Genomic DNA, 22,549 nt, shown 5'->3' on the forward strand with positions numbered 1-22,549 from the left:
AGGGAGAGATTATAGCATGGCGACCAAAAGTGTGATTCGTCACGTGAGCCAGCACGTCGGTCAGAGCGTAACCATCGGCGCCTGGATCAACAACAAACGTTCCAGCGGAAAAATTCAATTTTTGCAGCTGCGGGACGGAACGGGATACATCCAGGGCGTAGTGGTCAAAAGTGAAGTGCCCGAGCAGGTATGGAATGATGCCAAAAGCTTGACCCAGGAGAGCTCTTTGTATGTGACCGGCGTCATACGTGAGGAACCGCGCAGCCAATCCGGGTATGAAATGACCGTGACCGGAATTGAAATTATTCATCTTACAGAGAACTACCCGATTACGCCGAAGGAGCACGGTGTTGATTTTCTGATGGACCATCGTCATCTGTGGCTCCGTTCGCAGAAGCAGCGGGCGATTATGGTGATCCGTGCGGAAATCATTCGCGCAGTGCAGGAATATTTCGATACGAACGGCTTCACGCTGGTTGACCCGCCGATTCTGACGCCAACGTCCGCGGAGGGCACGACGAATCTGTTCCACACCAAATATTTTGAAGAGGATGCCTATCTGACCCAGAGCGGCCAGCTGTACCTTGAGGCTGCAGCCATGGCGCTCGGTAAAGTGTATTCCTTCGGTCCGACGTTCCGGGCTGAAAAGTCCAAAACTCGCCGCCACCTGATCGAGTTCTGGATGATTGAGCCGGAGATGGCCTTCACAGACCATGAGGAGAGCCTTCAGGTGCAGGAGCAGTTTATTACGCATGTCGTTCAATCGGTCGTTAAAAACTGCCGTCAGGAGCTGGAGACCATCGGTCGCGATATTTCCAAGCTGGAGGCGATTTCGGCTCCGTTCCCGCGGATTACGTATGACGAAGCGATTGAGTTCCTGAACTCGAAAGGCTTTGACGTTCCATGGGGCGAGGACTTTGGTGCTCCGCATGAGACGGCGATTGCTGAAAATTATGACAAGCCGGTATTCATTACCCATTATCCGGCTAGCATCAAAGCATTCTATATGAAGCCGGATCCGAATCGTCCGGAGGTCGTACTGTGCGCCGATATGATCGCGCCAGAGGGCTACGGGGAGATTATCGGAGGATCGCAGCGGATCGATGATCCTGAGCTGCTGGAGGAGCGGTTCAAGGAGCATGAGCTGTCTATGGATACCTATCAGTGGTATATGGACATTCGCAGATACGGCTCTGTTCCGCATTCCGGCTTCGGGCTCGGACTTGAGCGTACCGTAGCCTGGATTTGCGGCTTGGAGCATGTGCGCGAAACGATTCCGTTCCCGCGGATGCTGTACCGGTTGTACCCGTAACCGTGAGAGGTGAGTCTATGGACCGCAGCGACTTGGCGGCAGGAATGGCTGCCGGCATGAGCCAGCGAATGGCTGTGCTGCCATACGCTTTTCTCCGACATTATCGCTCTCTCGGGATCAGCGATCGTGAAGCGATGCTGCTCATCCACCTGATCGGATATCAACAGGTGGAATACAACGAATTTCCTTCGATTGAAGAGCTGCAGCAGGTCACTGGCGTTTCGCCGGAGACGATCGCGGCAAGCTTGCAGCGATTGATCAAGGAAGGGCTGCTCGGCATCGACGAGTATGTGGACGAAGAGCAGGGGATTCACTATGAGCGCTACAACCTGAACCAGTTATACGAGAAGCTAGCGGCACGCCTGTCGGAGGAAGCTGAGGGGCCATCAGGCCGCGGCAAGGTTCGTTCTGCTCCATCGGCCAGGTCCCGGAATGAATTGCGGGAAACGGCTGCTTCCCTCGCGGCTCCGGTGAAGGAAGAGCGGAATCTGTTTACGATTTTTGAGAAAGAATTCGGCCGGCCGTTATCCCCGATGGAGCTGGAGACAATCTCCGGCTGGGTCGATGAGGATCGTTATCCGGACGAGCTTATTCTGCTTGCTTTGAAGGAAGCGGTATTTGCCGGAAAGCTTCATTTTCGTTATATTGATAGAATTCTGCTGGAATGGAGCCGTAATCGCGTACGCACCGTCCAGGATGCCAAAGCGTATACGCAAAAATTCAGAGGCAGATCATAATGACGGACAAAGCACGCCCTTCGGGGCGTGTTTTTTCTTTCTGGTGTGGTTTAGTTGAATGCTATTGAAACAGGACGGGTTCAAGCGTATCATGAAGGAATATCGTTTCAAGGATGGGGAGACGCCAGTTTGCTTACTAGAGAAGATTCAAGCAGCTTCACAGCAAGCCTGTTATTCATGGTTGTAACGATTATCATTGCGCAGACAGGATCCGCTTATATGATATGGGTGTGGGGAATTGGATTGATTGTGAGCGGGATACTGCTCCGCAAACGTTCACAAGCGATCTTCAACACAACTATTATGGCAACCGCTCTGCTGCTTGGTTACGTTCTGTACGAGGCTTTTAGCGCATGGATCCGTCACGGATTGGCCGATACGGGCGATCTGGCCATTGTGTTATCACGTCTGGGATTAATGGTCTTTATATTGCCGCTGGCTGCGGCCTCATGTAGCTTGGGGCAAGGCAGGCCGCGGCTCATGACTGCAGGACAATGGGGGCGGGCGCTTTATTTTCCATGGATTATTACCGGTTTTCGGCGAGATCCGGTCTGGCGATTCATGCTTATCTTTGCTGCGGTTTCAGCCGCTGCATTTGCTTTCGTCGTGGATTGGAGCCGGGATGATTTGGCGCAGCTGGCGTTCTATGCCCTGCTGTTTGCGCTCATCAATGCCGTTCTGGAAGAGTTGTTATGGCGCGGGTATGTCCTAAGCCAGCTGACCGAGGATTACGGTGATATCAAGGGGCTCGTCATCGGGGGCACAGCGTTTGGTTTCTATCATCTTCATCTTGGTTTTCCCTGGACGATCTGTCTGCTGTTCTCCTTGTTCGGGATGATGATGGGAGCTGTGGCGATCCGCTCTCAGGGGCTCGGTCCAGTGATTGTGATGCATGCTGTGATGAATCTGTGGTTTGTGATGAGTGGGATGATTATCTGACAGCTACATAGGTTCATAGGTTCATATGATATATGGCTAGACTAGGTTGTACCAAACAAAATCAATGATGTTACAGGAGTGAACTTTCATGGAAATTACAATACGGACATTAACGCCGGATGACGCAGAGGAGCTTCTCCGTTTAAGCTTGCGGCTCGATCAGGAGACCGCTTATATGCTGTATGAGCCTGGTGAGCGTAAAACAACGGTTGAACAGCAGCGGAGCAGGTTAACCGCCATCCACGAATCGGAGCATTCCACGTTTATTGGTGCTTTTGACCAGGAACAGCTGGTCGGATTTATTGCCGGCAATGGCTCCTCGCTTAAACGAGTCCGTCATTCGCTGTATATCGTGATCGGCATCCTTCAGCAATATTCTGGCCAGGGCATTGGCAAGAAGCTGTTCCGGGAGCTCGAGGCATGGGCGAGGGCGCACGGCATTCACCGTATGGAGCTGACGGTGATGGCTCATAACGAGCCAGCGGTGAAGCTATACACGGCGATGGGGTTTGAAATAGAGGGGACCAAGAAGCATTCGCTGATCCTAAACGGTGCCTATATTGATGAATATTACATGGCCAAAATATTGGAGAATTGATCGCGGAATACATATTCAGCCAGTGTGAATGAAGCGTCTCTATGGGGCGCTTTTTTATTTTTTTATCAAAAAGTGCAGGGGGAGTCCACCCTAATCGCGTCTATTGCTTATGGGAAGGAGGGGAGAGCCATTGAAGCAGAACAATTAGTCACACGCATCCTCCAGGGCGATCAGGAGGCTTTTCGCGAGCTGGTTGAACAGTACAGCCAACATGTGTTTCATACGGCATACTCGGTGCTGCGAGATGTCAAGGAAGCGGAGGATGCATCACAGGAAGTGTTTCTTCAAGTGTACCGGGCTCTCCCCCAATACCGGTCTGAAGGATTTAAAACCTGGATCACCCGCATTACCTTAAACAAGGCGATCGATATCAAGCGCAAGCTGTCTCGCAAGGTGCATGAGCAGGCAGCCGAAGGTATGCAGGAGCTGGACAAGCTGCCCTCCCAAGATGAGGATGTGGTTGCCCTCCTGATTCGCAAGGAGAAGAGGGAAGAACTTCAGAATAAGTTGGGTGTTCTCCCTGATAACCACAGGGAAGTGGTAACGGCTTTTTATCTGGATGAGAAAAATTATGAGCAGATTGCCGCCGAACTGAACACCACGGTCAAAACAGTGGAATCCAAGCTGTACCGTGCAAGGCAATGGATTCGCAAACGATGGAAGAAGGAGGAATGGAGATGAAACAGCCTCATCACCAGCTCAGAAGTGTGGCGGAGGCATATATTCGGGGCGAAGTCTCGGATGATGAAGCCGCCTGGTTTGAAGCTTGCATTACTTCGGACGATTCGGCTCTTGCGCTCTATATGGAGGCGCTGGCTGATATCGAAGCGGAGCTGCCGACACTGGAAGCGCCCGATCAATTTGCCGAGCGGCTGATTGCGCATGAGAAGATCGTGCCTTACCGGTCAGCGGTGCCGGAGTCCGATAAGGACAGGCCGAAACGATGGTATGAGCGGCCGCTGTTCCATTATACCATCGCAGCTTCCATCACAATGCTGTTTATGTTCTCGGGCGCATATGAGCGGCTTCTTCCAGCCGAGGATGGCCTTGTGCCTGCTGCCGATTCCACGATGCCTTCCTACAGCGAGCGATGGGTGGATACAACGACGGGCTGGATTGACCAGCTCTTGACCAGATAGATTTACGTGAGAGGATGATGTTAACATGACAACACCGCGAAGCAAAATGGTTGCGCTTGTGTTGAATATGCTCCCCGGTCTCGGACATTACTATTGGGGACGAAGGGTTCGCTCCTTGCTGTATCCGCTGCTGTTCTTCGGCAGCCTCTGCGGAGGATTTGTCCTGGGCGTCATGACAGCGTCTGAAGGGCTGTTTGTGCTCGGTGTACTCGCTGCGGTATTTTTCTGGGGGATCAGCATGCTGGACCTGTTTATTGCGCTGCTCCGCGAGCCCCGGATGGCCACGGTATACGATGAATACGGCCGCCCGATGCAGACGCGCGGGGACGTTAGAGAAGAGACCGAGCGATTCTATACGATTCTGCTTTCTTTCATCCCTGGTCTTGGTCACTTTCAGCTAGGCTTAATGCAGCGTGGACTGTCATTTCTGATTGCCTTTTTCGGGCTGGGCACATTTCTGGTGTTTATTTCGGTCTTTACGAATGAGTCGGCCTTTCTGATGTTTTTAGGCGTGCTGCCGATCATTTGGCTGTATTGCATGTTTGATGTGGTGAAGCTGGTTAATCGCAAGCATGAGGGAGAGCTGCTGTTTGATCGCAGCTTGTTCGAGGAATTGGAGATCGGTCGTGAGCACGGACGAAGAAGCAAGATGTTTGCGACTCTGTTGTCGGTGTTTCCCGGAGCGGGACAGATGTATCTTGGCCTGCAGCAGCGAGGCATGCAGCTCATGATTCTGTTTTTGGGCAGCATTTATATATTGGATGAGTTCCGGTTATCCTTGTTTTTGTTCCTGATTCCGCTCATCTGGTGTTATGCCCTGTTCGACGGCCTCCAGCAAGCGAGCCGATATGGCAGGGAGCCGCTGGAGGACCGCCCGCTTATTAAAGGGGGGGAAGCGCAGCGGCGCTGGCTGGGTATCGGGCTGATCACCCTCGGCATTTATTTCGTATTCTCGACGATGGTATTGCCGCTGATCCATACGCTTCTTCCTGACTGGCACCTGGACTACCAGGCCCGCACCTACCTGAAAACGGGGATTGTCGCGGCTATCCTGATTGGTGGAGGTATCAAGCTGATGACCGGGAGCAGGCAGAAGGTTATGCCGCCTGAGCCGCTTGCACCGGAGCCGCCGTCTTTTGAATCCGGCAGGGAATTGGGCAAGTGATTAAACAAGATAAAAACCTGTAAACGCGAAAAGTCGTTTACAGGTTTTTTAGTCTTATCTCAACAAGCGTATAAATGACGATATATGCCACCGCAGCAATGATCGCAGTAACCAAGAAGCTTCTGGTTACAAGAGCCAGAGCAAGCAGCACAGCTCCGCTGATGAGAAGAAGAAGGCCCACCAGTCGGTTCGCCACTTTAAAGTTTCGCGGATTTTTCAGTGAAGCTGCCGTTTTGTAGGCATAGAAGTTTTTATGGGTTTTGGGCGGGATCACCACCATCAGAGCCCCGTATAGAAGAAAGATGATTCCGAGCGATAAACTTGGATCCAAAAGAACACCTCTTTCATCATTTCGGCTGGGAACGGTACCGTCTTGGCTGCAATGACGTCACACTGGAAGGGAGCTGTCAAGGTAAGCTTGCAGCTTGGCCAAGTCACTCCCTCACTCATGTTCACCCTTAAATACGATATGCGCGGGTCCCTGCCTCTTCATCTGATTCTGTGTTTATTGCGCGCTGTGCAGGCGGGCGGCATTCAAAAGCAGACGACGGTAGGAGTATTCGAATATAAACTCAAACGCCTCCAGATGTTTCTTTGCTTCGAACGCGTTGTTGCCCCAGGCATAAATGCCGTGGTTGCGCAGCAAAATGCCGGGCACTGCCGGGTCGATCGCATCCGGTACAAGTTCGGCAATGCGCGGGATTTCCGCATAGTTCGGCAGGATCGGAATGCGAATCGCCGCATCCTCCTCCCAAATGTTAAACGCTTTGATCAGCTCGATTCCCTGGGCAGGGACATACCCTTGTTCACCATACCAGTCGCTGATCAGATTGTTATCGATGGTGTGCACATGGAAGATGGCGCCGCACCCTGTTTTGCGATAAATCTCACAGTGAATTAACGTTTCGGCACTCGGTTTTAAACCGGTTGCTTCACACGGCACCCCGTTCTGATCCACGAAGAGATAATCTTCAGGCGTATGTACCGACTTATCCTTTCCACTGGCTGTCACGGCAAAATAAAACTGTTCCGGGTTGAAATCACCCACGCGGACCGACAGATTGCCGCTGGTGCCGGGGAACCAGTTTCGCGAAGCGAACAGTTCCTTAATCCCCTTAAGATCCTGCAGGGCAGCCTGTTTCTGTTCAAGCCGGATATCTGAAAATGCCACTTACAGCACCTCCTGTTTAAACTTGTTTCTCATGTCGTTCTGAATGTCGGTAAATGTTTCGAAAGGCACATGAAACACGCCAAGCTTCTTGCACTGTTCAGTAAGCGTGGAGCGGGAATACACCAGATCGGCTTGTTTGGCGCCTTCGAAATCGGTGAGGCTGTCCCCAATCAGAATCCGGTAATACTGCTCGGTCGGGAACTGGTCCATCACGGTCACCTTGCACATGCCGCAATCGTTATGGCAAGACCCCTTGCACGGATGAGGCCACGTAATCTCGATGCGCTCACTATCGAAGTTCGAACCGTTGCAATAAATATGATCTGCCGGGATGCCAAAGGGCTTCAGCAGAGGATCGACAAAGAAGTCGATGCCGCCGCTTGTGACATAAAATTCAATCTGTTCGGATTTCAAATAATCGAGAAATGCTGCAAAGCCTTCCCGAATGCCTGCATTCTCCAGCACAAAGCTTGTGATTTCTTCCTTCATGGACGAAGGGAAGAGGGCAAACATGCGGCCCACGCCCTCGCGGATCGAAATCCTCCGTTCTACCGTATCCTTCATAATCGGCTCATAGCCTTCAGGCTTGAAATGCTTCATAATGGCCACGATATTGTCGTTGTTCGTAATGGTTCCGTCAAAGTCGCAAAAGACGACCGGTTTTCTTCCTGATGTCATACTTCTCCTCCCCAGATGTCGAGTGCGGCTTTCAGCTCCTGATGCTGCTCGGCATACTCGGTCAGAGGGATGGACTTCATTGCGGCATCAATCGCTTGAACGAAAGCTCGTCCACCTGCCTCGGTGCCCATCGGATGTCCGTGGATGCCTCCGCCTGCGTTCACGACGACATCGCTGCCGAAGTCGCGAAGGATCCGCGGCACAAGCCCCGGGTGAATGCCCGCCGAAGGCACAGGCATGCTGCGCTTGACGTCCAGCTTGGCACTGTGCAGCTCGTTGCGGATGGCGAGATTCTCTTCACGCGGCATCGTTACAGATCCGTAAGGAGATGGGAAGAGCACCAGATCCGCGCCGGCGATCCGCATCAGCTGACCGAGCAGAACCGGGGCAGCGATCCCGTAATGCTGCGCTTGGTAGAAGGCGCCCGCCATCGACGGATGTGCCATGATCGGCACTTGAATGTCCGGATCGGAGGCGAGCTCGTGCAGGACGTCATATCCATAGGCCAGCACATTGAACAAGAGCGCGTTCGCGCCTGCATCGATGGCCCGCAGGGCGCGCTCGCGCAGCCCGGACGTTCTGCCGGTCAGGTTCGCGGCATACAGCAGCTTTCTGCCGGTTGTCTGCTCGGTTTCTCGGGCAGCTTCGATGCACAGCTTGACCCTTTTTTCAATCGGTGTAAGCTCGTTCTCGAACAGAATTTCATCGTCCTTGATCAGATCCACGCCGCCAAGCGCTTGGCGAATGAACTGATCTCTCAGCTCATCGGCGTTCAGGCCGATGACCGACTTGAAGATGCTCATCAGCAGCGGACGGTTGTGCACACCGAGCAGGTCACGGATGCCGTCGATGCCGAACTTCGGTCCTGGAAATCCGCTCATGAACTCGGGGGACAGCTCCAGCCCGGTCAGCTTGATGCGCCCGTCCATCGAGATTTTGCCAAAGACCGTCACCAGCAGGGCAGGGATATCCCGGCTGAAATTGATGTCCGGATATCCGATGCGGACGTCCGCATAGCGGCTGCCCGGCTCCCAGCCTTCATGGACCTCTACGGAGACCACTTCGCCCAGATGCTTCTGCATGGCGTCCCGTTTCGCCTGGGGCAGCTCGGTCCAGCTGCCGACGGTCATGCCGACCGCAATCGACGTCGCTTTTTTGTGAAAATCCGCCTGGTCGTCATAAATTCGATACGTTGCGATACATTGACTCATGACAATTGCTCCTTCAGCAGCGCGCCCATCTCCTTGGAGCGCTCTGCGCAGCGATGTACGGCCGCAATGACCGTTTCAAAGAAATCTCCTTTGTCCAGTGTCTCGAGCGCGGCTTGGGTGGAGCCGTTAGGCGAGGTGATCTTGGCCCGCAATGCGGAAGGATCTTCGCCAGTCTGCTGCACCATGCGCGCCGCTCCGAGAATCGTTTGCAGCGTCAGCTCGCTGCTCTGCTCGGGGGTCAGTCCGCCGCGGATGCCGGCTGCGGTCATCGCCTCCATCATGTAATAGAAGTAGGCAGGTCCGCTTCCGGAAATTCCGGTCAGAATGTCCATTTTCTCTTCTTCAATAATGGTGACGCTGCCGACCGCTTCGAATAGGTTCAGCACAAGCTGGCGTTGTTCCTCAGCCATCCCTTTAGAGAAGGAAATGCCTGTGGAACCAAGGCCGATGGACGTTGATGTATTCGGCATCGTGCGGGCCACCGGCTGCGGCCGCCCCAGCAAGCTCTGAATCGTCTGGATGGACAGTCCCGCGATGACAGAGATGATCAGCTGGTCAGGGGACAGCAGAGGGCCGAGGTCTTTGATTGCCTTGGCGGCGTCCTTCGGTTTCATTGCCAGTACGATGACGGATGAACGGCTCAATATGTTTGTTTTTTCAGCTTCATCTGTTGCGAATTGAATACCGTAACGGTCGCTCAGCTCGTTCAGGCGGCTCGCATTGCTCCGGTTCAGCATGAACACTTTCTCGGGAAGCACGACGGCGCGGCTGACGAGGCCGCGAACGATCGCCTCAGCCATGGAGCCGGCGCCGTAGAAGGTGATGGTGTCATCTATTAAAGGCCGGTTCTGCGGGGATTGGCACATGGTTGTTTCCTCCTTCATGGATGGTTAGATTTAATTGCGTATTTGGCCACTACCGATAATAACATATTTGGTGGAAGTAAGCGCGGGAAGTCCCATAGGACCCCGTGCATGCAGCTTCTGGGTGCTGATGCCGATTTCGGCGCCAAATCCGAATTCAAATCCGTCGGTGAAGCGGGTGGACGCATTGTGATAGACGGCTGCGGCGTCCACTTCCTCGAGGAAGCGCTCCGCATGTTCCGGCGTCTCAGTCACGATGCATTCTGAATGTTTCGTACCGTATGTTGTAATATGGTCGATAGCCTCATCTAGATCATTGACGATCTTCACGTTCAAAATATAATCGTTATACTCCGTCGCATAATCCTCGGCCGTGGCTTTCACCGCCCAAGGGATGTAATGCAGCGTTCGCTCACAGCCGCGGAGCTCGACATTGCGGCTGCGGAACTGTTCTGCCAGCTCCGCCAGATGCGCCTCTGCATATGCGCGGTGGACGATCATCGTTTCCATCGAGTTGCAGACCGATGGGCGCTGCACTTTGGCGTTCAGTGCGATGGCGCCGGCCATGTCGGGGCGGGCCGTTTCGTCGATGTAAGTATGGCAAATGCCTGCCCCGGTTTCGATAACCGGCACGGTGGCATTCATCACGACGTTCTGGATGAGCGAGCTGCCGCCCCGAGGGATGATGACATCCAGCACGCCGTTCATCTTCAGCATTTCGTCGACTGACGCACGGTCCGGGTCCTCCACGAGCTGAAGCGCCTCTTTTGGCAGCGCCGTTTGCTCCATGGCCTGGTGCAGCACCTCGATGATTTTGCGATTGGAGGACAGCGCCGCGGAGCCGCCGCGCAGGACGACGGCGTTGCCTGTCTTGAGGCACAGACCTGCGGCATCGACCGTGACGTTCGGACGCGCCTCATAGATGATGCCGATCAGGCCGATAGGCACGCGTTTTTTGACGATGCTCAGCCCGTTCGGACGCTCGAATTGCTCCAGCGTGTCACCGACCGGATCCGGAAGGGCTGCAATCTGTCTTAATCCTTCGGCGATGCCTTCGATGCGAGCCTCATTCAGTGCGAGGCGATCCAGCAGGGAAGAAGAGGTGCCCAGTTCTTTCCCGCGGAGAAGGTCTTCCGCATTCGCGGCAATGATGTCCTCGGCTTGCCGAACGAGCGCATCGGCCATCGCGAGCAGCGCCTCGTTCTTCTGGGCGCTGCTCCGTTTAGCGAGCTGCCCGGTTACGCTTTTGGCCAGCTGTGCTTTGTTGTATACCTCACTCATGATTCATTCCTCCTGACAGATTGATATTAGAAATTCTATAACAAGCATGATCGTATCTATTTCAGGGTAATCCATTCGTCGCGGTGAATCACTTCCAGCCTGTGAACTTCGCCCAGCTTGGCAACGACCTCGCCGGTTGGCAGTCCGAGTACAGCTTGAAGCTGCTCCTCATCATAATTGACGATTCCGCGCCCGATGCATTCGTCGTGCGCATTCCGCACTTCCACCACATCTCCGGCATGAAAATGTCCTTCCACCCGCTTCACTCCGACAGGAAGCAGGCTGTGCCCGCCATGCAGCAGCGCCTTCTCGGCACCTGCGTCAACGATAATCTGACCCAGCGGCGAGGACGTAAAGCCCAGCCATTGCTTCTTCACCGGAAGGGAGGCGAGCTGGGTGGCAAAATAGGTGCCCTTGCCCCGGTGTTCCAGCGCCTTGAGCAAATCGCCTTCCTCCTTGACCTGCCCGATGAATACGGGTACACCGCCGCGGGTGGCGATTTTGGCGGCATCGATTTTGGAGCGCATGCCGCCTGTACCAACGCTCGATCCGGCGCCGCCTGCCGCGCTGTAAATTTCGGCGGTGATTTCCTCGATTTCATCCAGCCGCTTCGCATCTGCCGATTTACGCGGGTCGGCTGTATACAAACCGTCCATATCGGTCAGGATGAGCAGCTGCTGTGCACGGACAAGATTGGCAACCAGGGCGGACAACGTATCATTGTCTCCGAATTTAAGCTCGTCAATGGAGACGGTGTCGTTCTCGTTAATAACAGGGATGACCCCTTGCTTGAGCAGCTCGTCAATGGTCATGCTGGCGTTGTTCATCCGCTTGCGGCTGGCAAAGTCGGTCCGGGTCAGCAGGATCTGGGCAGACGTAAGGCCGTGCCCGGCAAAGGCGTTCTGGTAAGCTCGCATAAGCAGCGCCTGCCCGACAGCTGCCGCCGCTTGCTTCTCATGCAGCTGGCTCGGCCTTGAGGCATAGCCAATCTTTCGAAATCCGGCAGCGACGGCTCCGGATGTGACCAGCAGCACATCATAGCCGGCGGATCGCAGCGACGCCAGCTCGCCGGCATAAAAGCCGACCGCTTCCATGTTAAGTCCGCCTTCGCTGCTCGTAAGCGAACTGCTTCCAATCTTTACGACGATGCGTGGGCGCATCGCAATCACTTCCTTACACGTATTGTCATTTCTCCGAATTGAATACAAAAAAACTTCCGTCCTTATGCAAAGGACGAAAGTTTGTGCTTCCGCGGTACCACCTTTATTGATGAGCACAGCTCACCCGGCTTGATCCTTGTAACAGCAGGGAACTGTCCTGCTGCACGCAGGCCGCTCGGGGGTAGGATTCGGAAAGGGGTCGCGGCAGATTCTTTCAGCCCATGGAATCCGCTCTCTACAATCGCGCCTGGCTCTCTTACTGGTCCCTTCAACGCGTTTCATCAAGTATGTGTTTCGTTAATGCCAGAATACCACACTGTACTTTATTTTTCAAAAGGAAAAAGCCTGACTAGAACAGGTTCAAAGCGCGAATTCTGTGCACAGCCTCACGCAAACGCTGCTCGTCGCTGAGCAGGCCGATGCGGACATAGCCTTCGCCGTGGGTGCCGAATCCGACGCCTGGCGCAACCGCTACCTTGGCTTCTTCCAGCAGCAGATCGGCAAAGGAGACGGAGGTGTACCCCTTCGGCACAGGCAGCCAGCAGAAGAAGGAGCCCTTCGGCTTGTCGGCCTGCCAGCCGATGTCCGCCAAAGCGTCATAGAACGCATCCCGCCGGGACTGGTACCGGGATACCAGATCCTCCACACACTGCTGGGAGGAGGTGAGCGCCGTTGCGGCCGCTGCCTGGATACCTCCAAACAGGCTGACATAGATGTGGTCCTGAAGCGCATTGATCAGCGATATGATCTTCGCATTGCCGAGCGCAAAACCGACACGCCATCCAGCCATATTGTACGTTTTGGACAGCGTATAAAATTCCACGCCGACCTCCTTGGCTCCTTCCGCTTGCAGGAAGCTGACCGGACGGCTGCCGTCAAACCCGATCGCACCGTATGCAAAATCACTGGCCACCACGATGCCGTGCTTGGCTGCAAACGCAACGGTATCTTCGTAAAAAGACAGCGGCGCCGTCGCGGATGTCGGATTGTTCGGATAATTAAGAAACATCAGCTTCGCCTTGTCGCGATCCGCTGGGGTAATCGCATCATAATCAGGCAGAAAGCCGTTCTGAGCGGTTAGCGGCATGAATTTCATCTCAGCCCGGGCAAGCGCTACGCCTGACCAGTAATCCGGATAGCCCGGATCGGGTACGAGGCACACATCGCCGGGATTGAGCAGCACCTGTGGCAGCTGAACCAGGCCTGTCTTTCCGCCGAACAGAATCGCGACCTCGGTTTCTGGATCAAGATCGACGTTGTAATCAGCTTTGTAGCGGGTGGCAATCGCTTCCTTCAGGAAGGAAAAGCCGGTAAAGGGCGAATATTTATGAAACTGCGGCTGCCCGGCAGCTTCCTTCAAACTGTCGACAATGTGAGCGGGGGTCGGCTGATCCGGGTTCCCCTGGCCCAAATTAATGACATCATGCCCCTGGGCGATCTGACGGTTGACGTTGGCTACCAGCGTCGCAAAAAACTGGGTCGGCAGCTGAGACATCAGCTCGGCGGGTTCTATCGTAAAAGGATTCAAATGTTGGCTCATTGTTTCTTCATCACTCCGGTTATCGAAATACACATACGTTACAAATACAGTACAAACAAGAAGTAAGAAATCAGACATCGCACAAAGTAATTTGTGCACAATAGCAAGCAATTAGAAATAATTTATCACGATTTATCAGGGCTGTATAGAGGGAATAGGGATCGGCTCTTGCAGTCGGGCTGCGCTGAAGGCTATGATAACAGCATGGCTTTACATTTTCATGATCCGAATACTTATTCGCGCGAAGGTTGTCTGGATATGGCTCTTTCGTGCTCAAAGGTTAGCATATACGGCAGGAGGAAACGTGATGGGAGAACAAGTGAAATCGGAAATGAATATCGCTGTGGTGCAGGCTTATGTGGAGCTCGGTGATCCGGACGCCAATCTGAAGCGCATGCTGGACCTGATGGAGAAGGCGGCATCGGCAGAGGAGAAGCCGGATGTCATCGTGCTTCCGGAAATGTGGAACACAGGGTATGCGCTTGATCGCATCCGGGATATTGCCGATCCGGAAGGGCGCCGCCTGCCGGAGCAGTTGTCCGCATTTGCCCGTAGCCACGGCATTCAGGTTGTCGGCGGCTCGATTGCGGAGAATATCGGCGGACAGATTTATAACAGCATGTATGTGTTTGGCCGGAATGGGGAGCAGCTGGCGAAATACTCGAAAATCCATCTGTTTCGGCTAATGGACGAAGAGAAGCATCTTCAGGCGGGAGAGCAGGTCGTCAGCTTCGAGCTGGAAGGCATCACCGCCGGAGCTTCCATCTGTTATGATATCCGCTTTCCGGAGCTGTCGCGCACGCTTGCGCTGGCAGGGGCACAGGTGCTGTTCGTACCGGCTCAATGGCCGCATCCGCGCCTACATCATTGGCGCACGCTGCTCATGGCCCGGGCGATTGAGAACCAGATGTACGTTGTGGCCTGCAATCGCGTCGGAACGAGCGGCGATACGGACTTCTTCGGTCATTCCATGATCATCGATCCGTGGGGCGAGATCGTTGCCGAGGGCGGCGAGGAAGAGGTGATTCTGACCGGCAAGATCGACCGCGCGCTGCCGGGAGAAGTGAGACAGCGCATCCCGGTATTCGAGGACCGGCGTCCCCGGCTATACTTCTAGCTTGGCGGTCGGTCATATCTTCAGTTTCTATCTCTGGCAGGGCGGGTATACTATGGATAATCCGCTCGAGAGGAGGTATGAAGAATGGCAGACAACAACCCGACAGGCAGCCGTGAAATCGAGAAGAAAGAACAGCAGAAGGAACAGTTTCGCAGCTTTGTTGAGGAAGCAGCGGGCGGCGGGAACAACCAGGACGATGCCGCCATTCAAGAGCAGTCGCGCACTGCGGATGAACAGAACCGGCTGATTGACCAGCATAATCTGCGCAAATAATGATCCGGCCGGGATCGGCTTGTAGAAGGGCAGCCTGGTGCTGCACACCATAAATATAGCTGAATTTAAAAGGCAGGTCCCAAGAATCGATTGCGATTATTGGGGCCTGCCTTTCGGTTTGTATAGGTATGGATTACATGCGGGGCGGATCCTGGATGTCTTCCACGACCAGCTTGTCGAGCACCTGCTTGAATGTATCAATAAAAGCTTCGGCTGCCTTCGACAAGTATCTTCCGTTCCGATAGGCGACAACCAGCGTCCGGCTCGGCGACGGCTCCGCAAGCGGGAGATACACCGGAATGAACTCGCTGCGCTTGGCCCGGGCGATAAAGCGTGGCACCAGCGTGATCCCCATGCCGGTAGCGACGAGAGACTGGAGCGTCTCGATGTTGTTGCTCTCAAATACGACGTTCGGTTCAAAACCGGCATCCCGACATATATCAAACGTCAGCTTCCGGAAGCCCTGCCCTTTTTTGAGCACCACAAACGCTTCATTCCGGATCTCGTCAATCGTAATGGGCCGAACCGGGTCAGCGGCTGCCCGTTCCGCAAGCGGATGCTGCGGCGGCACGGCCAGATCGATCATTTCCTCGCCGATCGGCACCCAGGACAGCGAAGGCTCGGACAGCGGCAGCGCCAGCAGGCTGAGATCTGCCTTTCCGCTGGCCGTCAGCTTCTCCAGATTCATGGACGAATCCTCAAGCAGCGTAATTTCGATATCGGGATAACTTTGTTTGAATGCCGGGAGGACGCGCGGCAGCAGGTGAGAGCCGGTAATCGGCATGCTTCCGACCACCACTTTTCCTTTACGAAGCTGGGAAATATCCGACATTTCCTGCTTCAGCTGCTCCACTGCATCCATAATTTTCTGCGCATGCTCGACAAAGCTTGCGCCTGCATGCGTCAGCTCGACTGTGCTCGTATTGCGCTGAAACAGTCGTACACCGAGCTCCTTCTCCAGTTTCGACAGCTGCTGGCTCAGGGAAGGCTGGGCGATATGAAGCTTCTCTGCGGCGCGCGAAAAGTTCTTGTCAGCTGCGATCTGCAGCGTATATTGCAATTGTCTTAATTCCATATCGTATCACTCCGTTATAGCTGAATCCTATTACATCTATAGTTATTATATCTTGGAACAATGAAGAAGGAAATGTTATATTACTATCATCGTAAAGATGCTGATTCGTTACAATGACTGCTGGAGCAGTCAGAGCACCAGAATCGCATCTCTCATGAACGTATTGGAGCCTGTTTATGGACGTAAAGAACAATGGGGTGATATTGATGAGTAAAAAGACAATGTTCGAGAAAATCTGGGATAATCATGTCATTCATCAGGAAGAAGGCAAGCCGAGCATTCTGTACATCGACTTGCATCTGGTGCATGAGGTTACTTCGCCGCAGGCGTTTGAAGGTTTGCGTCTAAGCGGCCGCAAGGTGCGCCGTCCGGAGCTGACGTTTGCTACGATGGACCACAATGTGCCGACCAAGGATCGCTTTAACATTACCGACCCGATTTCGAAGCAGCAGATCGATACGCTGACGAAGAACTGTCAGGATTTTGGCGTAACGCTGTTCGACCTGGACACGATCGACCAGGGGGTTGTCCATGTTATGGGGCCTGAGCTTGGACTCACGCACCCGGGCAAGACGATTGTATGCGGCGACAGCCACACCTCCACGCATGGCGCATTCGGAGCGCTTGCGTTCGGGATCGGAACGAGCGAGGTTGAGCATGTGCTCGCGACGCAATGTCTGCAGCAGGCCAAGGCGAAGACGATGGAGGTTCGCTTTGTCGGGAAGCGCAAGCCTGGCGTTACCGCGAAGGATATGATCCTCGGCGTTATCGCCAAGTACGGCACAGACTTTGCTACCGGTTATGTTATCGAATATACAGGCGAAGCCATCCGCGAGCTGTCGATGGAAGAGCGCATGACTGTATGTAACATGTCGATCGAAGGCGGAGCAAGAGCAGGGATGATCGCTCCGGACGAGACGACGTTTGAATATTTGCGTGGACGTCAGTATGTGCCGCAAGGCGAGGCTTTCGATGCCGCTGTGGCGGAATGGAAGAAGCTCGTTACCGATGAAGGCGCGGAATTTGACAAGGTGGTTGAATTTGACGTTGAGACACTGATTCCTCAAGTGACCTGGGGCACGAGCCCGGGCATGGGCACAGACATTACTTCTAGCGTGCCGAATCCGGCTGATTTTGCAACCGAGAACGAGCGCAAAGCTGCGGAAAAGGCGCTGGAGTATATGGGACTTGAGCCGGGAACTCCGATGTCGGAAATTCCGATTGATTATGTCTTCATCGGCTCCTGCACGAACGGACGGATTGAGGATCTTCGCGCAGCTGCGGCGGTAGCGAAAGGTCATAAAGTGTCTGATAAGGTAACGGCGATCGTTGTGCCGGGCTCTGGCCGTGTGAAGATTCAGGCCGAGAAGGAAGGGCTCGACAAGATCTTCATCGAAGCGGGCTTTGAATGGCGTGAAGCCGGATGCAGCATGTGCCTTGCGATGAACCCTGACGTTCTCCAGCCTGGACAACGCTGCGCGTCTACATCGAACCGGAACTTCGAGGGACGCCAAGGACGCGGCGGCAGAACGCATCTCGTATCGCCTGCGATGGCTGCGGCAGCTGCCATCCAAGGAAGATTTGTCGATGTGCGTGACTGGAACTTTATTGCCGAAGAAGTTGTGAGCTAAAGGACGGAGGAGAAAGCATATGCAAGCATTTACGAAATTAACCGGAATTGTTGCACCCGTTGACCGGGTGAATGTAGATACAGATGCCATCATACCTAAGCAATTTTTGAAGCGCATTGAGCGCACAGGCTTCGGACAGTTTTTGTTCTACGAATGGCGTTTTGACGAGCAGGGCGGCACGATTGAGAGCTTCTCGCTCAATCAGTCGAGATACGAAGGGTCCTCCGTTCTGATTTCCCGAGCTAACTTCGGCTGCGGCTCCTCACGCGAGCATGCGCCATGGGCCATTTTGGACTACGGGTTCCGCGTCATCATTGCGCCGTCATTTGCCGACATCTTCTATAACAACTGTTTCAAGAACGGCATTCTTCCGATTAAGCTCTCCGAGGAGCAGGTGGATGAGTTGTTCAAGCGGACGGAAGCAAATGTCGGTTACCAGCTCAATGTGGATCTGGAGAACAAAACAATCACGGACAACCAAGGGCTGCACTATGATTTCGATCTGGATGAGCATCGCCGCCAGTTTCTGCTGCAAGGGCTGGATGACATCGGCTTGACACTCCAGCATGCGGACTCAATTGATGCTTATGAGAAGAAACATGCGGAACGCCTGTTCGGATAAACTTGCCATCATTCGCGTGGTTTCCTATTAAAAATTACAAGATTATAAAACTTCCGTTTCCTGTGTAGGAAATGGAAGTTTTTTTTGGTATGATGGTATAAATATGCAAAACATATCCTCGGAAAGAGGAAGACGATAGGCTGATTTCGGTTTTGTTGTCGGAGTCTGTCACGGCATGACAGAAGCTGATGTACATATTTTGCGGTAACAATCTATACATGGGATGGTCGAGGAGGATTCATGAAAAAGCTGGGATTTCTACTAATGTTGTTCGTATTTTTGCTGACTGTACCGAAGCCTGTGGCGGCAGATGCTGCCAACGCACACATTTTTTTGGACGGGGAGCCATTGAGCCTGACCTCGGATGTTCAAGTCGTAAATCAGAAGGGGACGGTTATGATCCCGATCCGGATTGTGTCCGAAAACCTTGGCTTTAACGTGAAATGGAACAAGGCCGAGCAGTCGGTTACCGTTGAGAATGCCGATACACTCGTGAAGATGACGCTCAATCAGCATCAGGCCGAGATCAATGGGGCTGCTGTTGAACTGGCGATTCCGCCAATGCTCGACAAGCAGACCACTTACGTGCCGCTGCGGTTTGTCAGTGAGCAGATGGGACTTGATGTTAAATGGGACAACCAGGCGAAGGCGGTATATCTGATTTCGCCGGACACGGGAGCGGAGACAGTGCCTGGCACGGATGCAGGCACCGGGACAGCCCAGCCGCCAGCAGGCGGCAGTCAGGCAGGGGTAACGCTCACCGGGATGACATTTGCGGACAACAGGCTGATGCTTGAAACCGAAGGAAAGATTGCGCCAAGCGTGTTCCGGATGAATGCGCCGGAGCGGATTGTCATTGATTTGCCACAAACGAATTTCTCCGAGCGGTTCATGGCTGAGCACGGCTTCAGCGACAGCAAGAGAAGCGGTGAACTGATCGTAACGGACAATCCGGATGTGGCAAAAGTCCGGTATGCGATGTTCAGCGACAACCCGTCCACCTTGCGGATCGTCATTGACCTGACCACCGCTAAAAATTATACTGTGATCAATGATGATTCCGGATTTATCATCATTGATCTTAACGCAGCTGAGGATTCGGGAGGCACACTGCCGGCACTTCCTCCGGTAGGCGATGGCAAGAAAACGGTTGTGATAGATCCCGGACATGGCGGTACCGACCCGGGGGTAACCAGCGTCTCAGGGGTTAAGGAAAGCGACTTTAACCTAGCGGTAGCCCTTAAGGTTTCAGCGTTACTGGAAGAGGAGAAGGACATTCATCTCGTCATGAGCCGAAGCGATGATTCGTATCCCACGCTGAAGGAACGCGCGCAACTTGCCAACAATGTGAAAGCTGATATCTTTGTGTCCATTCACGGCAACGGCAGCACTGCCAGCAGTGCTAACGGTACCGAAACCCTATATACCCGGGATGAAAGCAAGCTGCTCGCGAGCGTAATGCACAAGCATCTTATGCAGGCTACAGGCTTGCGGGATCGAGGTGTGAAATACCAGAATATCCTTGTCACTCGGGAGACGAAGATGCCTGCCGTCCTGCTCGAGATTGGTTTTATGACCAACCAGGGTGATGAAGCCCAGCTGTTACGAGAAGATTTCCAGAATCGTGTTGCACAAGGGATTGTGGAGGGTATTAAAGAATATCTTGGCATACGATAGACGGGAAGCATCAAGCTGATCTGAGAGGGGGACACACACAATGAACAAAAAATATTGGATGACGGGAATGCTTGCACTGTTGCTGGTATTCAGCGCAGGCTGCGGTGAGAAGCCGGCAGCGGCCCCGAGCGAAACGGAGCCAAGCCAGGAGACGGCGGCCATGCTGCCGGAGGAGCCGCAGGAGCAGCCGGAAACGCCGAACGATACAAATGAACCATCGGAGCAGAACAGCCCGGATACCAGTGCGACGAATGTCAACAGTGGAGCCGGCGGGGATAATTCACCGGAAACGGGGAGTGAAGACGTGACTTCGACGCCAGCAGACAGCCATAAAGCGAATGTTACGCTCTACTATACAGATCCTGAGATGCTGGACGTGAAGCAGTCCAGTCGTGAAATCACGTACACCGACGAACAGGATAAATACAAGAAGACGTTTGAGGCGCTGCAACAGAGCGATGACGCCGACTTGAAGCCGCTTTGGTCTGAAGCCATTACGCTTCGGTCGATCGGTTTAGACGGCGGTGAATTGACGATTGACATCAGCAAGCCGGCGGAAGCTAATCTGGGAGCCGGCGGGGAAATGTACGCTCTCGACGCACTACAGCAGACCTTCTTCCAGTTTGAAGAGGTGCAGGCGATTGAGTTGTTGCTTGAAGGAGAGAAAGTTGAGTCGTTAATGGGACATGTGGAGCTTGAGCATCCGATGAAGCGAAATCCTTAACGTTCATCTCTTCCGTTTTTGCTCGGCACATGAAATGAGACTTCGAACTCAAAATGGAAGAAAATATATAAATCTAAAGTCCTATTCTCGTTATGAGAGTAGGATTTTTTTGTCGTAAAACGGCAAGTTTCCCGCAACTTTTAAGGTGTAGGTGCGTCTAAATCGTTGTCAGGTAATGTCGGACAGGCCGAGTCTGAAACGCCAATCAATGGCAAAATTTTAGGATGGTAGGGGTGAAGGATGAAGAAGGTTGGTTTTTTATTGTTTCTAGTTGTCATGATGATTGCGTTTCCTAGAATGGCGGATGCAAGTTCGTACAGTGCAAAGATTTATCTGGATGGTCAGGAGCTGAATCTATCATCTGGCGTGGTGGTTGAGAATCAGAACGGTACGGTCATGGTTCCGATTCGGGTGGTGTCCGAACAGCTCGGATTCCGTGTGTCCTGGACGAAGGCTACGCAAACGGTCACTGTCCAAAACAGCGTGAAAAACGTGAGCATGGTGATCGGAAGCTCGTATGCGACGATCGACGGGCAGCGCGTCCAGATGACAAAAGCGCCTGTCCTCCGCGGAGGAACGACGCTGGTCCCTCTTCGCTTCGTCAGTGAGCAGATGGGACTTCAGGTGAGATGGGATAATCAGCAGAAGGCGGTTTATCTTCAATCCACTGGCAGCGGCGGCGAAGCTCCAGGAAGCGGGAATGGTTCCGGGACAGCAGCAACCGTAGACGGCTTGAGCTTCAACGAAAACAAGCTGATGGTTGCCGTATCCGGCAATGCGAGAGCGAACGTGTCCACGCTAAGCAACCCTGACCGTATCGTCATTGATCTGACAAACACCCGATTTTCGGATGGCTTTGGCAGCAACAACAATTTCAACAGTGTCAGCCAAAGCGGGCAATTTACGGTCAGCGGTTATCCGGACGTCAAGTCGGTACGATATTCGTTGTTTAACGAAAATCCGATGACGGTTCGAATCGTGGTGGATCTTAATTATGCGAAAAATTATACCGTTTCAGGTCTTGAGAACGGATCGGGCATTCTTACTGTCGATCTGAATACAGCTTCAGCGCCGAACCCGGGAACGGGCGGGAAGAAGCTGGTAGTGATCGATGCCGGTCACGGCGATCATGATCCTGGCGCGATCGGAGTCACAGGGAAAAGAGAGAAGGATTTCAATCTGCAGATGGCTCTGAAAGTCCAGCGGCTGCTGCAGCAGGAGCCGAATATTGATGTCGTGATGACAAGAAGCACCGATACCTTCCTCGAACTGAGAGAGCGCGCTAAAATCGCAAATGATCTGAAGGCGGATGTATTTATATCGATTCATGCCAACAGCGGACCTTCCTCCGCCAGCGGCACCGAGACGTACTACTATCATGAGTCCGACAAGGCGCTTGCCAATGCTCTGCATAAGGAAATTGTGCAAGCGATCGGCCTTCGTGACCGCGGAGTGAAGTATGGTAACTTCCATGTCATTCGCGAGACGAACATGCCGGGAGCGCTGCTTGAAGTTGGCTTTTTGAGCAACAGTAACGATGAGAGCAAGCTGTTTGACCCGGCGACACAGGATCGGGTTGCAGCGGCCATCGTAAGAGGCCTCAAAAACTATCTGCAGGTGAACTAGGATCATCATG

23 protein-coding genes are annotated in these 22,549 nt (G+C 53.5%); 14 read left to right on the forward strand and 9 right to left on the reverse strand.

The window, feature by feature from the left end; all coding sequences use genetic code 11:
• Window positions 1-16: 16 nt before the first annotated feature.
• The 7 genes from asnS (at window position 17) to CHH67_RS03350 (ending at window position 5,890) form a co-directional block, all read left to right on the forward strand.
• Window positions 17-1,312 carry an asparagine--tRNA ligase gene (gene asnS, locus CHH67_RS03320; RefSeq protein WP_095263557.1) on the forward strand — a complete coding sequence of 432 codons (1,296 nt, stop codon included), beginning with the start codon at window positions 17-19 and terminating at the stop codon, window positions 1,310-1,312.
• A gap of 17 nt (window positions 1,313-1,329) precedes the next feature.
• A complete protein-coding gene (locus tag CHH67_RS03325; protein WP_095263558.1) occupies window positions 1,330-2,049 on the forward strand; it encodes a DnaD domain-containing protein in 720 nt (239 codons plus the stop codon).
• Window positions 2,050-2,226: 177 nt separating this feature from the next.
• Window positions 2,227-2,988 (forward strand): CPBP family intramembrane glutamic endopeptidase, encoded by a 762-nt coding sequence (locus tag CHH67_RS03330; protein ID WP_244908069.1) that lies wholly within the window; start codon window positions 2,227-2,229, stop codon window positions 2,986-2,988.
• Window positions 2,989-3,076: 88 nt separating this feature from the next.
• Window positions 3,077-3,586, forward strand: coding sequence for a GNAT family N-acetyltransferase (locus tag CHH67_RS03335; protein WP_095263560.1), 510 nt, complete (start codon window positions 3,077-3,079; stop codon window positions 3,584-3,586).
• Window positions 3,587-3,610: 24 nt separating this feature from the next.
• A complete protein-coding gene (locus tag CHH67_RS03340) occupies window positions 3,611-4,267 on the forward strand; it encodes an RNA polymerase sigma factor (protein ID WP_244908070.1) in 657 nt (218 codons plus the stop codon).
• Window positions 4,264-4,725 carry a hypothetical protein gene (locus CHH67_RS03345; protein ID WP_095263561.1) on the forward strand — a complete coding sequence of 154 codons (462 nt, stop codon included), beginning with the start codon at window positions 4,264-4,266 and terminating at the stop codon, window positions 4,723-4,725. Before CHH67_RS03340 ends, CHH67_RS03345 begins: the two co-directional genes overlap by 4 nt.
• 25 nt (window positions 4,726-4,750) lie before the next feature.
• Window positions 4,751-5,890, forward strand: coding sequence for a hypothetical protein (locus CHH67_RS03350; protein ID WP_230875561.1), 1,140 nt, complete (start codon window positions 4,751-4,753; stop codon window positions 5,888-5,890).
• 37 nt (window positions 5,891-5,927) lie between these two features.
• Here the strand turns inward: CHH67_RS03350 and CHH67_RS03355 are convergent, their stop codons facing one another.
• From CHH67_RS03355 to CHH67_RS03390, 8 genes are all read right to left on the reverse strand, one after another.
• Window positions 5,928-6,221, reverse strand: a complete 294-nt coding sequence (locus CHH67_RS03355) for an SdpI family protein (RefSeq protein WP_095263562.1) — start codon at window positions 6,219-6,221, stop codon at window positions 5,928-5,930.
• Window positions 6,222-6,395: 174 nt separating this feature from the next.
• Window positions 6,396-7,061 (reverse strand): methylthioribulose 1-phosphate dehydratase, encoded by a 666-nt coding sequence (locus CHH67_RS03360; protein ID WP_095263563.1) that lies wholly within the window; start codon window positions 7,059-7,061, stop codon window positions 6,396-6,398.
• Window positions 7,062-7,739 (reverse strand): 2-hydroxy-3-keto-5-methylthiopentenyl-1-phosphate phosphatase, encoded by a 678-nt coding sequence (locus CHH67_RS03365; protein WP_095263564.1) that lies wholly within the window; start codon window positions 7,737-7,739, stop codon window positions 7,062-7,064.
• Entirely contained in the window at window positions 7,736-8,950 is a 1,215-nt protein-coding gene (locus tag CHH67_RS03370) for a 2,3-diketo-5-methylthiopentyl-1-phosphate enolase (RefSeq protein WP_095263565.1), read from the reverse strand. The genes CHH67_RS03365 and CHH67_RS03370 overlap by 4 nt, the downstream gene beginning before the upstream one ends.
• A complete protein-coding gene (proC, locus tag CHH67_RS03375; RefSeq protein ID WP_095263566.1) occupies window positions 8,947-9,816 on the reverse strand; it encodes a pyrroline-5-carboxylate reductase in 870 nt (289 codons plus the stop codon). Before proC ends, CHH67_RS03370 begins: the two co-directional genes overlap by 4 nt.
• A 30-nt stretch (window positions 9,817-9,846) precedes the next feature.
• On the reverse strand, window positions 9,847-11,094 hold the full coding sequence (locus CHH67_RS03380; RefSeq protein ID WP_095263567.1) for a glutamate-5-semialdehyde dehydrogenase: 1,248 nt from the start codon (window positions 11,092-11,094) through the stop codon (window positions 9,847-9,849).
• A 56-nt stretch (window positions 11,095-11,150) separates the two neighbouring features.
• Entirely contained in the window at window positions 11,151-12,254 is a 1,104-nt protein-coding gene (proB, locus tag CHH67_RS03385; protein ID WP_095263568.1) for a glutamate 5-kinase, read from the reverse strand.
• A gap of 349 nt (window positions 12,255-12,603) precedes the next feature.
• Entirely contained in the window at window positions 12,604-13,794 is a 1,191-nt protein-coding gene (locus CHH67_RS03390) for a pyridoxal phosphate-dependent aminotransferase (protein WP_095263569.1), read from the reverse strand.
• 307 nt (window positions 13,795-14,101) lie between these two features.
• Here CHH67_RS03390 and CHH67_RS03395 point away from each other — a divergent pair, with 307 nt between their 5' ends.
• Together CHH67_RS03395 and CHH67_RS03400 are read left to right on the forward strand one after the other, a co-directional pair.
• The gene (locus tag CHH67_RS03395; RefSeq protein WP_095263570.1) at window positions 14,102-14,911 is read left to right on the forward strand and encodes a carbon-nitrogen family hydrolase; all 810 of its coding nucleotides are present in this window, start codon (window positions 14,102-14,104) and stop codon (window positions 14,909-14,911) included.
• A gap of 84 nt (window positions 14,912-14,995) precedes the next feature.
• Window positions 14,996-15,184, forward strand: a complete 189-nt coding sequence (locus tag CHH67_RS03400; RefSeq protein ID WP_095263571.1) for a hypothetical protein — start codon at window positions 14,996-14,998, stop codon at window positions 15,182-15,184.
• A gap of 133 nt (window positions 15,185-15,317) precedes the next feature.
• Here CHH67_RS03400 and CHH67_RS03405 read toward each other — a convergent pair whose 3' ends face one another.
• Window positions 15,318-16,259 (reverse strand): LysR family transcriptional regulator, encoded by a 942-nt coding sequence (locus CHH67_RS03405; protein ID WP_095263572.1) that lies wholly within the window; start codon window positions 16,257-16,259, stop codon window positions 15,318-15,320.
• 206 nt (window positions 16,260-16,465) lie between these two features.
• On the opposite strand from CHH67_RS03405, the gene leuC reads away from it, so the two are divergent.
• The 5 genes from leuC to CHH67_RS03430 all read left to right on the forward strand — a co-directional run bounded on the left by leuC (window position 16,466) and on the right by CHH67_RS03430 (window position 22,539).
• The gene (gene leuC, locus CHH67_RS03410) at window positions 16,466-17,890 is read left to right on the forward strand and encodes a 3-isopropylmalate dehydratase large subunit (protein WP_176475519.1); all 1,425 of its coding nucleotides are present in this window, start codon (window positions 16,466-16,468) and stop codon (window positions 17,888-17,890) included.
• Between the two features lie 19 nt (window positions 17,891-17,909).
• Window positions 17,910-18,512 carry a 3-isopropylmalate dehydratase small subunit gene (gene leuD / locus CHH67_RS03415; protein WP_095263574.1) on the forward strand — a complete coding sequence of 201 codons (603 nt, stop codon included), beginning with the start codon at window positions 17,910-17,912 and terminating at the stop codon, window positions 18,510-18,512.
• 240 nt (window positions 18,513-18,752) lie between these two features.
• Window positions 18,753-20,189, forward strand: coding sequence for an N-acetylmuramoyl-L-alanine amidase family protein (locus tag CHH67_RS03420; protein WP_095263575.1), 1,437 nt, complete (start codon window positions 18,753-18,755; stop codon window positions 20,187-20,189).
• Window positions 20,190-20,229: 40 nt separating this feature from the next.
• Entirely contained in the window at window positions 20,230-20,913 is a 684-nt protein-coding gene (locus CHH67_RS03425; RefSeq protein WP_095263576.1) for a GerMN domain-containing protein, read from the forward strand.
• Window positions 20,914-21,153: 240 nt separating this feature from the next.
• A complete protein-coding gene (locus CHH67_RS03430) occupies window positions 21,154-22,539 on the forward strand; it encodes an N-acetylmuramoyl-L-alanine amidase family protein (RefSeq protein WP_095263577.1) in 1,386 nt (461 codons plus the stop codon).
• The last annotated feature ends 10 nt before the right edge of the window (window positions 22,540-22,549 follow it).

The sequence above is a fragment of the Paenibacillus campinasensis genome (assembly GCF_002272015.1).
In the GTDB taxonomy this organism is placed as follows: Bacteria; Bacillota; Bacilli; order Paenibacillales; family Paenibacillaceae; genus Paenibacillus_AQ; species Paenibacillus_AQ campinasensis.